Raw genomic sequence first — 13,005 nt, forward strand, 5'->3', positions numbered from 1 at the left:
CGCAACTCCGTCTTTGTGGTCCTGAGCGGACAATCTTGAGCGTGCCATATCCACGCTAAGCGACACAGTACATGTGTATCACTCTAGAACGAGCCACTGACACGTACGTTCTGCCGGGGGGAAGGGTTGCGGGCACCGGTCGAAGGCCTACGCGGGCGCCGTTGTCGGGCGCGGGCGGAAGTCGCCGTCAGGCCCGATCGCAGCCCGCACCCACCCCGCCGTCGGGCCCGGCGTGCGAAAGCCCCGTCGGCGTGGCGCGCGACAACTGCCGTCGCGCCCGCGGAAGCTGCCATCGGGCCTGAACCCCGCCCGAGAACACCGACAGATCAGCCGAGCGCGGGGGATACCTCGCGCTCGGCTGATCGGCTGCTACACATGGGGCCAACCTGCGCCCCGGGGAGTGCTCTGGAGCGGTCAGGCCTTCTCGGCTGCTGCCTTGAGGTCCGTGACGAACTCCGGGTTGTCGGTCAGCCACTGGGCAGCCGAACCCTCGTTGTCCTTGCCGCCGTTCTCGTTGAACATGAGGTTCTCGAGGGCGAACAGCTGCTCGTCATCCAGCGTGAACTTCGCGAGCCACGCGGTCAGCTGCGGGTAGTCCGCGCCGAAGTCCGTGCGACCGACCATCTCGATCGACTCCGCACCGCCGAGGGCACCCTCGGGGTCCTCGAGGTCGCGGATCGGGAAGGCGTCGTACGCCCAGTGCGGCCGCCACAGCGTGACAGCGACGTCGCGGCCGTCGTCGATCGCGCCGCTCAGCTCGGCGAGCATCGCGGGTGTCGAGGACTCGACGAAGTCGATGTCGTCCAGGCCGTAGGTCGGGATGACCTCGTCCTTCGTGATGCGGGTCAGGCCCGCACCGGACTCGATTCCGACGAGCTTGTTGCCGACGACGTCGCCCTGCGCCTGGAGGTCGGCGATCGTCTTGAGCGGCGAGTCCTCGTTCACGGCGATCGTCAGCCGCGCGTCGTCGTACCAGGAGCCGAGCTGCTCGAGGTCGTCACCGTACTTCTCGAGGTAGTCCGCGTGCGTGATCGGCAGCCACATGTCGAAGTTGACGTCGTAGTCGCCGCCGGCGATGCCCGTGTAGACGATGCCGGGGTCGGCCGTCTCGAGGTCGACCTCGTAGCCCTCGTCGGCGAGGATCGCCTGCCACAGGTAGCTTGCGGCGATGCCCTCGTCCCAGCCGTTGTGGACGCCGATCGTGAGGTTCTTCTGGTCTCCGCCGGGGGTGGTCTCGGCAGCGGCGTCCGAGCCGCCGGACGAGCACGCGCCGAGCAGGAGGCCGAGGGTGGCGGTGGTGGCCGCGATGGCCAGGGGACGGGAGTGAACTCTCATCGTTTCCTTTCGAGTCGCCGCGGCGAGGTGCCGCCGGCGCAAGGGGTCAAGAGGTGAAGGGGGAGTGCTCACACAGCGGCGAGCTTGAGCGCGCGGGAGACCGGCGCCCGGTCGGCAAGGGCGGAGGTCATCCGGTCGAGGTACATCGCGAGGATGACGACGCCGAGACCGGCCTCGAACCCGAGCGCGACGTCGACCCGGGCCAGCGCGGCGACGACGTCGCGGCCCAGGCCCTCGGCGCCGGCGAGCCCGGAGATGACGGCCATCGAGAGCGACAGCATGATCACCTGGTTGATGCCGGCCATGATCGTCGGGAGGGCGAGCGGGATCTGGATCTGACGCAGGATGCGCCCCGGGGTGGCCCCGAACGCCTGCCCCGCCTCGACGACCTCGGAGTCGACCCCGCGGATGCCTAGCTCGGTGAACCGGACGCCGGGCGCGAGCGCGAACACGATCGTCGCCACGATCCCGGGCACCGCGCCGGTGAGGAAGATGACCACGGTCGGGATCAGGTAGACGAACGCGGGCATCGTCTGCATGAAGTCGAGCACGGGCCGCAAGGCGCCGGAGAGCCGGTCGTTGCGTGCGGCGAGGATGCCGAGCGGGATCGCGATCATGAGGGCGATCGCACCGGCCACGATCACGAGGGCGAGCGTCGCCATCGCGTTCTCCCACTGGTCGACGCCCACGATCACGGCGAAGCCGACCAGCGCGCCGACGGCGAGCTTCCAGCCCTTCGTCCAGAACGCGAGTCCGACGAGCACCAGCGCGACGATCCACACCGGCGGGCCGGTGAAGACGAGCGCGAGCCCGTCGTAGCCCCCGAGCAGGACGGTCTTCACACCGTCGAAGAAGCCATCAAAGGTCGAGGTGATCGTGGCGATGGCGGTGTCGACCCAGTCCCCGAGGGGCAGGCGGTAGAGCGGTTCGGTGCTGGCGGCGTAGGTCATCGGGGGTCCCCCGTCGTGGTGAGGCGGAGATCGTCGAGCTCGGTGTCCAGGTCAGGGCCGACGGCGATCGGGTACGCGTCGCTCGGGTCCGTCGCGGGATCGACGACGGCGACCTCGGCGGTCGTGGGTGTCATGGCATCGAGCAGGGTGACCCGCGGGATGACCCCGACGAGCCGGCCGCGCGCATCGATGACGGGGACGGGCAGGGGCGTCTCGGCAGCGGGCGCGAACAGCTCGGCGAGCAGCGCGTCGGTGGAGACCGCCGACACCTCGTCGCGGGTGAGGTCCACCAGGGCGACCGGTCCGAGGCGGACCGCGGCGCTGATGTCCTGGTCGCGGACGACGCCGAGCAGCTTGCGGTTGCGGTCGACGACGTACGCGGCCGAGACCTGCTCATCGCGCATCTGGCGCAGCGCGACGTGCGGTCCGGCCGCGGCGAAGACGACGGCCTTGGGGCGCACCATGACCGAGCCGGCAGTGAGCACCCGGGTGCGGTCGACGTCGGCCACGAACGTGGCGACGTACTCGTCGGCGGGCTCGGTGAGGATCTGCTCGGACGTGCCGATCTGCACGATGCGACCGTCGCGCATCATGGCGATCCGGTCGCCGAGGTGCATGGCCTCGTTGAGGTCGTGCGTGATGAAGATGATGGTCTTGCCGAGGGTCTGCTGGAGCTCGAGGAGCTGCTCCTGCATCTCGCTGCGGATCAGCGGGTCGAGCGCGGAGAACGCCTCGTCCATCAGCAGCACGTCGGTGTCGGCGGCCAGTGCGCGGGCCAGGCCGACGCGCTGGCGCATCCCGCCGGACAGCTGCGAGGGCAGCGAGTCCTCCCACCCGTCCAGGCCGACCATGCCGAGGGCCTCGGCGGCGCGGCGGCGGCGCTCGGCCTTGTCGACCCCGGAGATCTCGAGCGGGAACGCGGCGTTGTCGAGCACCGAGCGGTGCGGCAGGAGCGCGAAGTGCTGGAAGACCATGCTGACGCGCTTGCGGCGGATGTCGCGCAGCTCGGCCGCGCTGACCTTGGCCAGGTCGTGCTCGCCGAGGATGATGCTGCCCGCCGTCGGGCGCACGAGCCCGTTGAGCATCCGGATGAGCGTCGACTTGCCCGAGCCGGACAGGCCCATTACGACGAAGATCTCGCCGGGAGTGACCTCGAAGGTCGTGTCGATCACGGCAGCGGTTCCCAGCCCGGCGACGTCCTCTCGCGAGGCCCCGTCCCGTAGACGGCGCACAGCCTCGTTCGGTCGTCGTCCGAACACCTTGAACACACCTTCGGCGCGCAATGCAGTCACTAGTCGTCCCCATCCGATAGATCGCGTTCCGGACCGGCGTGCCCTGTGCAGGGCGTGACGCAGCGCGCCGCACGCGAATCGCGCGGCACAGCTCATGGTCCGGGCAGACAAGCCGATCGGTGGACGTCGGTGCCCTGGGCACCTCGAGGGACGTCTCTCACGGGCTCCGTGTACTGCCGGGATCGGGCGCCGGTGGCGCCGCGTTCCCGGGGGTACTCATGCCGCCCAGTTCAACCGATCGTGGATCTGTTCGACCCCTACGATGCCCTGTTGCGGCCGGGGTGCCTAATGGCGGGCGGGCAGTTCTGGCGCCTCTCGGGACGCCGTGAGGCGTTGATATGACCTTTGACCTGGGGCTTTACCTAATCTTGAATTGTTACCGCTTTGTGACCTAACGCATGCCCAGGTGGCTCTCAGGCGAGTGTGTTTGTGACCCCGGTCACGCCTCGCGGACGCCGCCGGCCTCGACCACCCAGCGCCGGTTCACGGTGACGGCGTCGAGCATCCGACGGTCGTGCGTGACCAGCAGGAGCGTCCCGGTGTACCCCTCCAGCGCCGACTCGAGCTGCTCGATCGCGGGCAGGTCGAGGTGGTTGCTCGGCTCGTCCAGGACCAGCAGGTTCACCCCGCGGGCCTGCAGCAGCGCGAGCGCGGCGCGGGTGCGCTCGCCGGGTGACAGGGACGCCGCCGGCCGCGGGGTGTGCGCGGCCCGCAGTCCGAACTTGGCGAGCAGCGTGCGGACGTCCGCCCCGGTCCAGTCGGGGACCTGGAGCTCGAACGCCTCCGACAACGGCAGCGGTGAGTCGAGCAGCGCGCGGGCCTGGTCGACCTCGCCGATCGCCACGGAGGTGCCGAGCGACGCGGCGCCGGAGTCGAGCGGGGTCCGCCCGAGCAGCGCGCCGAGCAGCGTCGTCTTGCCCGCGCCGTTCGCACCCGTCACCGCGATCCGGTCGCCCGCGTTCACCTGGAGGTTCACCGGACCGAGGGTGAAGGCCCCGAGGTGCACGACGGCGTCCCGCAGCGTCGCGACCACCGCGCTGCCGCGGGGAGCGGCGGCGATCTCGTACCGCAGCTCCCACTCCTTGCGGGGCTCGGGCACCTCCTCGAGCCGCTCGATCATGCGCGCGGTCTGGCGCACCTTGGAGGCCTGCTTCTCGGTCTGCTCGACCCGGAAGCCGCGACCCACCTTGTCGTTGTCCTTGCGCTTGCGCGCGGCGTTCTTGAGCCCGGTGTCCATCCAGCCGCGCTGCATCCGGCCGCGCTCCTCGAGGCTGCCGCGCTTGTCCGCGTACTCGTCGTAGTCCTCGCGCGCGTGCCGGCGGGCGGTGGCGCGCTCCTCCAGGTACGCGTCGTACCCGCCGCCGTACACCCCGACCTGCTGCTGGGCGAGGTCCAGCTCGACGACGGAGGTGACGCACCGGGCGAGGAACTCGCGGTCGTGGGAGACGACGACGACGCCGGCCCGCTGCGCCTGCACGAACGCCTCCAGGCGCGCGAGCCCGTCGAGATCGAGATCGTTCGTCGGCTCGTCGAGCAGCAGCACGTCGAACCGGGCCAGCAGCAGCGCGGCCAGCCCCACGCGCGCGGCCTGCCCGCCGGAGAGCCCGGTCATCGGGTGCTCGAGGTCCAGCCGCAGGCCGAGGTCGGCCAGCACCTGCTCGGTGCGCTCGTCGAGGTCGGCCGCACCGAGGGCCATCCACCGGTCGAAGGCGACGGCGTAGACGTCGTCGGCCCCGGGCAGGGCCTCGACGAGCCCGTTGGCGGCGTCGTCGAGCGCGACCTGCGCGGCTGCGACGCCGGTGCGGCGGGCGAGGTGGCCCGCGACCGTCTCGCCGACGCGGCGCTCCACCTCCTGCGGGAGCCAGCCGACCAGGGCGTCGGCGGGGGAGAGGGACACCGAGCCCGCGGCCGGGGCGTCGAGGCCCGCGAGGATGCGCAGCAGCGTGGACTTGCCGGCGCCGTTGGCCCCGACCAGGCCGACGACGTCGCCCGGCGCGACGGTCAGGGCGAGGTCGGCGAACAGGGTGCGGTCGGCGTGCGCGGCGCTGACGCCGCGAGCTACGAGGTGTGCGGTCACGGGCGAATTCTCGCAGCCCTGGATAGCGTGGAAGCACCGCTCGACCCGCCCGACCCTGCGGAGCGACATGACCACACCGACGTTCGACGAGTCCGCCGACAGGTACAAGGTGCGCGACCTCACGCTCGCCGCCGCCGGGCGCCACCAGATCCGGCTCGCGGAGCACGAGATGCCCGGTCTGATGTCGTTGCGGGCCGAGTACGGCCCGACCCAGCCCCTCGCGGGAGCGCGGATCGCCGGGTCGATCCACCTGACCGTGCAGACCGCGGTGCTCATCGAGACCCTGACCGCGCTCGGCGCCGAGGTCCGCTGGGCGTCGTGCAACATCTTCTCGACCCAGGACGAGGCTGCGGCGGCGGTCGTCGTCGGCCCGGCGGGGACTCCCGCGACGCCGGCGGGGGTGGCGGCCTTCGCGTGGAAGGGCGAATCGCTCGAGGAGTACTGGGACTGCACCGAGCAGATCCTCGTGTGGCCGGGCGGGGGCCGCCCGAACCTGATCCTGGACGACGGCGGCGATGCCACCCTCCTGGTCCACCGGGGGGTCGAGCTCGAGGAGCTCGGCGAGGTCCCGGCCGACGCGCTGCCGGGCGAGGCGGGGTACAGCGCCGAGCGCAACGTCGTGCTCGGGGTGCTGCGCCGATCGCTCGCGGCCGACCCGCACCGCTGGCGCACGATCGCCGAGGGGATCCTCGGGGTCACCGAGGAGACGACGACGGGGGTGCACCGGCTGTACCAGCTCGAGGCCACCGGTCAGCTGCTGTTCCCGGCCATCAACGTCAACGACTCGGTCACCAAGAGCAAGTTCGACAACAAGTACGGCATCCGGCACTCGCTGGTGGACGGGCTCAACCGCGCGACCGACGTCCTGATCGGCGGCAAGGTCGCGTGCGTCGCCGGGTACGGCGACGTCGGCAAGGGGGCGGCCGAGGCGCTGCGCGGCCAGGGTGCGCGCGTGATCGTCAGCGAGGTCGACCCGATCTGCGCGCTGCAGGCCGCGATGGACGGCTTCCAGGTGGCGCGGCTCGACGACGTCGTCGGGCAGGCGGACTTCGTCATCTCGGCAACGGGCGACTGCGACGTGGTGACCGCCGCGCACCTCGCGGCGATGAAGCACCTGGCGGTCGTGGGCAACATCGGGCACTTCGACAACGAGATCGACATGGCCGGGCTGGCCGCGGTGCCGGGCATCCGGCGCGCCGAGATCAAGCCGCAGGTGCACGAGTGGACCTTCCCGGACGGGCATGCGGTGATCGTGCTGTCCGAGGGGCGGCTGCTGAACCTGGGGAACGCGACCGGGCACCCGTCGTTCGTGATGAGCACGTCCTTCGCCAACCAGGTGATCGCGCAGATCGAGCTGTTCACCCTGGTGCCCGAGTACTCGGTGGGGGTGCACCGGCTGCCCAAGGTGCTCGACGAGATGGTCGCGCGCCTGCACCTCGACGCGCTCGGCGTGCGCCTGACGGAGCTGACGGCGGCCCAGTCGGCGTACCTCGGCGTCGAGGTGGCCGGCCCGTACAAGCCGGACCACTACCGCTACTGATCGCTGCTGACTGCTACCGACTGCGGCCGGCGCCGTGGGTGCCTCGGGTGCTGCGCTCATACTGGGCCGATGGGATGGGCGCGCGACGTCGTTCGAGCGGTGGTCGGGATCGGCTGCGCGGCGATGATCGGGGGATGCGCGGGGGCGGGGCAGACGACGCCGTCGGGCACCACTGCCGGGTCAGGGCCGACGACGACGCCGAGCGTGAGCCCGAGCGCAACGCCCACCCCCACCCCTACCCCCACCCCGACCGCGATCCCGACCCCGACCCCCACCCCGACGGCGAGTGCGATCCCCGCCGAGCCGGTGTTCACCGCCACCGCGACCACCATCACGCCCGAGCTGGCGGTGCGGATGGCCGCCTCGTGGCGGGAGGGCTGCCCGGTCGCGCTCGCGGACCTGCGCTACCTGACGCTGACCTATCGCGGGTTCGACGGCTCGGTGCACGAGGGCGAGCTGGTCGTGCACGCGGACGCCGCCGACGCGATCACGCAGGTGTTCCGCACCCTCTTCGAGGTGGGGTACCCGATCCGGTCCCTGCGGCTGGTCGACGACTTCGGGGCCGACGACGACGCCTCGATGGCCGCCGACAACACGTCGGCCTTCAACTGCCGGGCCATCGCGGGCACCCGCACGTGGTCCCAGCACGCGTACGGCCGCGCGATCGACCTGAACCCGGTCGAGAACCCGTACGTCAGCAGCTCGGGGGTGTACCCGGCTGCGGGCGCGGACTTCGCGAGCCGCCCGGACCTCCCGGGCGTCCTGCACGCCGGCGACGCGGCGGTCACCGCGTTCGCGACGGCGGGCTGGCCGTGGGGTGGGCAGTGGCCCACCACGAAGGACTTCCAGCACTTCTCGGCCACCGGCAAGTAGAGGGGCGAACCGGGTCAGTCGGGGTCCGGGATCGAGTGGGGGAGGCGGTGGACGAGGGCCGCCTCCTGCGAAGCCTTGTTCGCGGCGCGGGCGGCGGACGCGTACTCGCGGTCGCGGCGCTCGGCGAGGACCGCGGCCAGGAACGTCTCCGGGTGCGTGCCGGGCGGGGGCGGGGGTGCCACATGCCGCTCGGCCTGGGCCGCGAGCTCGGTGCCGAGCCGGGCGCGCGATGCCGGATGCAGGGTGGTGGCGCGGCCGAGGAACTGCCGGGCGGCGAGGGCGAGACCGTCGGGCAGGCGGCGCATGTCAGCGGTCCGGGCCCAGGTCGCGAGCTGGTACGGCATGGTCACGGGCGTAAGGGCCCGCTGCGCGCCGCGCACGCGCACCGCGTACGTCCCGGCGACGATGTCGCCCACCCGCTTGCCTTTGTCGTTGAGCAGCGAGGTGATCAGGGCGACCGATCCCAGCGTGAGCCACAGCTCGCCGATCCCGGTGAGCGCGCGGACCAGGCTGTGTCGGAACCGCACCGGGCCGCCGTCGTCGCGCACGATGCGGATCCCGGCCGCGAGCTTGCCCAGCGAACGGCCCCGGCTCAAGGTCTCCACCGTCGTCGGGATGATGACCATGACGAACGCGATCGCGACCACGCCGAGCGCGCGGACGGCCGACGCGCTCATGGTCGGGGCGATCACGCTGATCGCGATCGAGATCCCGAAGATCACCGTGAGGATGACGACGACGTCGAGCAGGGCCGCAAGCAGCCGGGTCGCGAACGACGCCGGTCGCGCATCGAGCAGCACGCCCTCGCCGGTGAGGATCCCCTCGGTCATCGCCACTCCCAAGTTCGGTGCAACCGGTTCTCGCGCATCCGTGCGACGGCGCCGCAGGTCAGGGGCGCTTGTGGCAGGGTATCGGTCGTGGACCTGGATGCTTTCGCTGCCGTGCGCGACGCTCAGTGGGGTCGGCTCGACACGCTGGCCCGGCGGCGCCGCCTGACGGGCGCCGAGTCCGACGAGCTGGTGCGCCTCTACCAGGCGGTCGCGACCGACCTGTCGACCGTGCGCTCGACCGCCCCGGACCCCGCGACGGTGACCCAGCTGTCCGACCTGCTCGGTCGGGCCCGGAACGCGATCGCCGGTGCGCACGAACCGGCCTGGGGAGACGTCACGCGATTCGTCGTCGTGTCGTTGCCGGCCGCGCTCTACCGGATCCGGTGGTGGACGGTCGCGGTGTCGACCGCCAGCCTGCTGCTCGCGGTGATCGCCGGGGTCTGGGTCGCGACGCAGCCCGACGCGCTCGCGGCGATGGGCACCCCGAGCGAACGCACGGAGTACGTCGACAACGCGTTCGCTTCCTACTACGACCCGTCCGCGGGGTTTGCCGCGATGGTGTGGACCAACAACGCCTGGATCACGGCCCAGTGCATCGGCCTGGGGATCAGCGGGTTCTGGCCGGCGTTCGTCCTGGTCAACAACGCCGTGATGGTCGGCGCGACCGGCGGGATGATGGCCGAGTACGGCCGCCTGGACGTGTTCCTCTCGTTGATCGCGCCGCACGGCCTGCTCGAGCTCACCGCGGTCTTCGTCGCGGGCGCGGCGGGTCTGAAGATCTTCTGGACCTGGATCGATCCCGGTCACCGGCCGCGGCTGCGCGCTCTGGCCGAGGAGGGCCGCGCGCTGTTCACGGTCGCGATCGGCCTGGTCGGCGTGCTCGCAGTCTCCGGCCTGATCGAGGGGTTCGTGACCGGTTCGGCGCTGCCGTGGGCCGTGAAGATCAGCATCGGCGTGCTCGCGCTCGCGGGGTTCTGGGTCTACACCCTCGTGCTCGGCCGGCGCGCGGTCGCGGCGGGGGAGACGGGCGACCTCGACGCCGACCGCGCGGGGCAGAGCTTGCCGGTCGCCGGGTAGGGCGCTCGCTGCGGGCCGGGGCCGGGGCCGGGGCCGTGGTGGGCGTGCCGGCAGTTCTGTGCACACAGCCGGTCAGGCGAGCGGGTTCCCGCGGTGGTCGGGCGTTCCCGGTGGAACGGGTCCGGGGTTGTGCCCGGTCGGCGGGGTCCGGGGGGACCGGACGGTCGACCGGCGATCGAGATTCGCCTCCGCGACCTGGACCGAGACCACCGTGGCGGTGACGAGTGCTCGGTGCGCGCACAGTCCCAGGAGCCGGTTCATGCGCTGGGCGTTCACAGCCGACCCGCCGCCTTGAGCGCGAGATACGTGTCGGCGAGCTTCGGCGCGAGCTCCTCGGGGAGCGCGTCGACGATCTCGACCCCCCGCTGGCGCAGCCGCACGGCGACCGCAGCGCGCTCGAGCTCGCCACGCTCGGCCGCGGCGGCGTCGAACACCTCGGCGGCACCCGCCCGCCCGGCGCGCAGCTGCGCGACCTCGGGATCGCGCACCGAGGCGAGGACGACCTGATGGTCGTCCGTCAGCTGTCCGACCACGCCGAGCAGCACCGACTCGACGGCAGCCGGCTCGAGCGACGACAGCAGCACGACGAGCGACCGCTGCGACAGGCGTTCGCGGACGAGCCCCACGACCCCGGGCCAGTCCGTCTCGACCAGTGCGGGCTCGAGCGGTGCCAGGGCGTCGGCGAGGGCGGGCATGAGCGCCGGACCGCTCGCGCCGGCCACCCGTGCCCGCAGCCGGCGGTCGTAGGCGACCAGCTCGATCCGGTCACCGGCGCGGGCAGCCAGGGCGGCGAGGAGCAGGGCTGCCTCGATCGAGGCGTCCAGCCGCGGCTCGTCGCCGACCCGCGCGGCGGCGGTGCGGGAGGTGTCGAGCACCATGAGCACACGCCGGTCGCGTTCGGGCCGCCAGGTCCGCACGACCACCTCGGAGCGGCGGGCGGTCGCGCGCCAGTCGATCGAGCGCACGTCGTCGCCGATCACGTACTCGCGCAGCGAGTCGAACTCGGTGCCCTGGCCACGCACCTGGACCGCCGCGCGACCGTCGAGCTCGCGCAGGCGGGCGAGGCGGCTGGGCAGGTGGCGGCGCGACGAGAACTCGGGCAGGACGCGCAGGGTCGCCGGGACGTCCAGCGAAACCTGCCGCGCGGCGAGCCCGAGCGGACCGAACGAGCGGATCGTCACCCGATCGGCGAGCCGGTCGCCGCGGCGGGTCGGCACGAGCACGGTCACCAGGCGCCTCGACTCACCGGGCGGGAGGTCGAGCGCGTGGCGGTTGACGTGCGCACCCGCGGACGGCTGCCACGCGTCGCGCACCAGGGCGCGCAGGCGCCGGCTCGTCAGGTTGGTCACCGTGAGCACCGACCGGGCCTGCTCGGTGAGCCGTACCGAGCCGGGCACCGCCCGGGCGACCTCGACGGACCGGGGCGACGCAGCAAGGGCGACATCGATCGCGCAGAGAGCGAGCACGGCGATCGCCCACAGCACAGCCGTCCCCGGGACGGGCACGACCAGCACCGGCACCACGCCGACCGCGGCCAGCACGACGGCGCGCCAGGTCAGCGCCACGGGCGCCCCCCACTCACGGGCGCCACGAGACCCGCCGGAGTCAGCGCGGTGTCTCTCGTCCTGCTCGGGGTGCGGGGTCGGGGCATGTCGGGGCGCCGGCCGTCAGCGCGGGACCGGGACGGCGGCCAGCACGGCGTCGAGCACGCTCTCGGCCGTGACCCCCTCGAGCTCGGCCTCGGCGCGCAGCTGCACGCGGTGGCGCAGGGTGGGGTGCGCCAGTGCTTTGACGTCGTCGGGCGTGACGTAGCCGCGACCGCAGAGCCAGGCCCACGCCCGGGCGGTCGCGAGCAAGGCAGTGGCACCGCGGGGCGAGACACCGAGCGACAGCGACGGCGACTGGCGGGTCGCGCGGCACACGTCGACCACGTACCCGAGCACCTCGCGAGACACCTGCACGCGGGCCACCTCGGCGCGCGCCTGCGCCAGCATCTCGGCGCCGGCGACCGGGCGAACACCTGCGGCGCGCAGGTCGCGCGGGTCGAAGCCGGCCGCATGCCGGGCGACCACCTCGATCTCCTGGTCGCGCTCGGGCAGCGGGAGCACCAGCTTGAGCAGGAAGCGGTCGAGCTGTGCCTCGGGCAGGGGGTAGGTGCCCTCGTACTCGATCGGGTTCTGGGTCGCGATGACGAGGAACGGGTCGGGCAGGAGTCGTGCCGTGCCGTCGACGCTCACCTGGCGTTCCTCCATCGCCTCGAGCAGCGACGCCTGGGTCTTCGGCGGCGTGCGGTTGATCTCGTCGGCGAGCATGAGGTTCGTGAACACCGGGCCCTTGCGGAAGGAGAACTCCGCGGTGCGCGCGTCGTACACGAGTGAACCGGTCACGTCACCGGGCATCAGGTCCGGGGTGAACTGCACGCGCTTGGTGTCGAGGTCGAGCGCGGCCGACAGGGTGCGGACCAGCAGCGTCTTGGCGACCCCGGGGACCCCCTCGAGGAGCACGTGCCCGCGGCACAGCAGGGCGATGACCAGCCCGGTCACCGCCGCATCCTGCCCGACGACGGCCTTGGCCACCTCGGCGCGCACGCCGCCCAGCGCATCGCGCAGCGCGACCGACGGTGAGACGGCCGGTGCCGGCGCGGGCGAGTCCATCGGCGACCGCGGGTCGGGCGTGGCGGGACCGGGCCCGTAGGTGGGCCCGCCCGACTGCTCCGGGCCGCGTCCGTATCCAGCTCCGGGTTCGGGCATGGTCGGGTTGACATGTGCCTCGGTCACGATCGGTGAACCTCGCTCTCCAGCTTGTCCAGCCTGCGGGCCAGGCGTTCCAGCCCGGAGTCGTCGGTCGGTGGTGGTCCGTACAGAAGTGCCGCGACGTCCTCGGTCGACCACGCGGTCGCGCGGGCGAGCGCCTCGATCACCGCAGGTGCGCCCGCGCTGCGCGGCAGCCCGACGCGCGCTGCCGATCGGCTGGCCGCGCCGGCGCGCAACGCGGCGGCGGCATGCCCGTACGACCGCGAGCGACGGTACAG

General features: G+C 72.4%; 12 protein-coding genes and 1 pseudogene. 3 read left to right on the forward strand and 10 right to left on the reverse strand.

What is annotated here, in order from left to right:
* Positions 1-414 precede the first annotated feature (414 nt).
* From EUA98_RS18425 to EUA98_RS18440, 4 genes are all read right to left on the reverse strand, one after another.
* Entirely contained in the window at positions 415-1,335 is a 921-nt protein-coding gene (locus tag EUA98_RS18425; protein WP_130104153.1) for a glycine betaine ABC transporter substrate-binding protein, read from the reverse strand.
* A 68-nt stretch (positions 1,336-1,403) separates the two neighbouring features.
* Positions 1,404-2,285, reverse strand: a complete 882-nt coding sequence (locus EUA98_RS18430) for an ABC transporter permease (RefSeq protein WP_130104154.1) — start codon at positions 2,283-2,285, stop codon at positions 1,404-1,406.
* Positions 2,282-3,577, reverse strand: a complete 1,296-nt coding sequence (locus EUA98_RS18435; RefSeq protein WP_242511710.1) for a quaternary amine ABC transporter ATP-binding protein — start codon at positions 3,575-3,577, stop codon at positions 2,282-2,284. The genes EUA98_RS18430 and EUA98_RS18435 overlap by 4 nt, the downstream gene beginning before the upstream one ends.
* 439 nt (positions 3,578-4,016) lie before the next feature.
* Positions 4,017-5,654, reverse strand: a complete 1,638-nt coding sequence (locus EUA98_RS18440) for an ABC-F family ATP-binding cassette domain-containing protein (RefSeq protein WP_130104156.1) — start codon at positions 5,652-5,654, stop codon at positions 4,017-4,019.
* Positions 5,655-5,721: 67 nt separating this feature from the next.
* On the opposite strand from EUA98_RS18440, the gene ahcY reads away from it, so the two are divergent.
* On the forward strand, positions 5,722-7,194 hold the full coding sequence (gene ahcY / locus EUA98_RS18445) for an adenosylhomocysteinase (protein ID WP_130104157.1): 1,473 nt from the start codon (positions 5,722-5,724) through the stop codon (positions 7,192-7,194).
* A gap of 56 nt (positions 7,195-7,250) precedes the next feature.
* Here ahcY and EUA98_RS20360 read toward each other — a convergent pair whose 3' ends face one another.
* Positions 7,251-7,514, reverse strand: coding sequence for a hypothetical protein (locus EUA98_RS20360; RefSeq protein ID WP_242511711.1), 264 nt, complete (start codon positions 7,512-7,514; stop codon positions 7,251-7,253).
* Here EUA98_RS20360 and EUA98_RS18450 point away from each other — a divergent pair.
* Positions 7,501-8,067, forward strand: a complete 567-nt coding sequence (locus tag EUA98_RS18450; RefSeq protein ID WP_242511713.1) for a M15 family metallopeptidase — start codon at positions 7,501-7,503, stop codon at positions 8,065-8,067. The two genes, EUA98_RS20360 and EUA98_RS18450, sit on opposite strands and share 14 nt — an antisense overlap.
* Positions 8,068-8,081: 14 nt before the next feature.
* Here the strand turns inward: EUA98_RS18450 and EUA98_RS18455 are convergent, their stop codons facing one another.
* Positions 8,082-8,897, reverse strand: coding sequence for an RDD family protein (locus EUA98_RS18455; protein WP_130104158.1), 816 nt, complete (start codon positions 8,895-8,897; stop codon positions 8,082-8,084).
* Positions 8,898-8,984: 87 nt separating this feature from the next.
* Here EUA98_RS18455 and EUA98_RS18460 point away from each other — a divergent pair, with 87 nt between their 5' ends.
* Positions 8,985-9,974, forward strand: coding sequence for a stage II sporulation protein M (locus tag EUA98_RS18460; RefSeq protein WP_130104159.1), 990 nt, complete (start codon positions 8,985-8,987; stop codon positions 9,972-9,974).
* A gap of 72 nt (positions 9,975-10,046) precedes the next feature.
* Here the strand turns inward: EUA98_RS18460 and EUA98_RS18465 are convergent, their stop codons facing one another.
* The 4 genes and pseudogenes from EUA98_RS18465 to EUA98_RS18480 all read right to left on the reverse strand — a co-directional run.
* Positions 10,047-10,235, reverse strand: coding sequence for a hypothetical protein (locus tag EUA98_RS18465; RefSeq protein WP_130104160.1), 189 nt, complete (start codon positions 10,233-10,235; stop codon positions 10,047-10,049).
* A gap of 11 nt (positions 10,236-10,246) precedes the next feature.
* Positions 10,247-11,539: a DUF58 domain-containing protein gene (locus EUA98_RS18470; protein ID WP_130104161.1), complete on the reverse strand. Its 1,293-nt coding sequence runs from the start codon at positions 11,537-11,539 to the stop codon at positions 10,247-10,249.
* A 102-nt stretch (positions 11,540-11,641) separates the two neighbouring features.
* Positions 11,642-12,724, reverse strand: coding sequence for an AAA family ATPase (locus tag EUA98_RS18475; RefSeq protein ID WP_434063510.1), 1,083 nt, complete (start codon positions 12,722-12,724; stop codon positions 11,642-11,644).
* 23 nt (positions 12,725-12,747) lie between these two features.
* Positions 12,748-13,005 (reverse strand): annotated as a pseudogene (locus EUA98_RS18480) (DUF4350 domain-containing protein); the annotation flags it as partial.

The sequence above is a fragment of the Pengzhenrongella frigida genome (genome assembly GCF_004168625.1).
GTDB classification, from domain to species: Bacteria; Actinomycetota; Actinomycetes; order Actinomycetales; family Cellulomonadaceae; genus Pengzhenrongella; species Pengzhenrongella frigida.

Bases quoted from the DNA above. Each gene is read 5' to 3' on its own strand.
- EUA98_RS18430 (WP_130104154.1), bottom strand. From the start codon at position 2,285: ATGACCTACGCCGCCAGCACCGAACCGCTCTACCGCCTGCCCCTCGGG.
- ahcY (WP_130104157.1), top strand. From the start codon at position 5,722: ATGACCACACCGACGTTCGACGAGTCCGCCGACAGGTACAAGGTGCGC.
- EUA98_RS18425 (WP_130104153.1), bottom strand. From the start codon at position 1,335: ATGAGAGTTCACTCCCGTCCCCTGGCCATCGCGGCCACCACCGCCACC.
- EUA98_RS18475 (WP_434063510.1), bottom strand. From the start codon at position 12,724: ATGCCCGAACCCGGAGCTGGATACGGACGCGGCCCGGAGCAGTCGGGC.
- EUA98_RS18455 (WP_130104158.1), bottom strand. From the start codon at position 8,897: ATGACCGAGGGGATCCTCACCGGCGAGGGCGTGCTGCTCGATGCGCGA.
- EUA98_RS18465 (WP_130104160.1), bottom strand. From the start codon at position 10,235: ATGAACCGGCTCCTGGGACTGTGCGCGCACCGAGCACTCGTCACCGCC.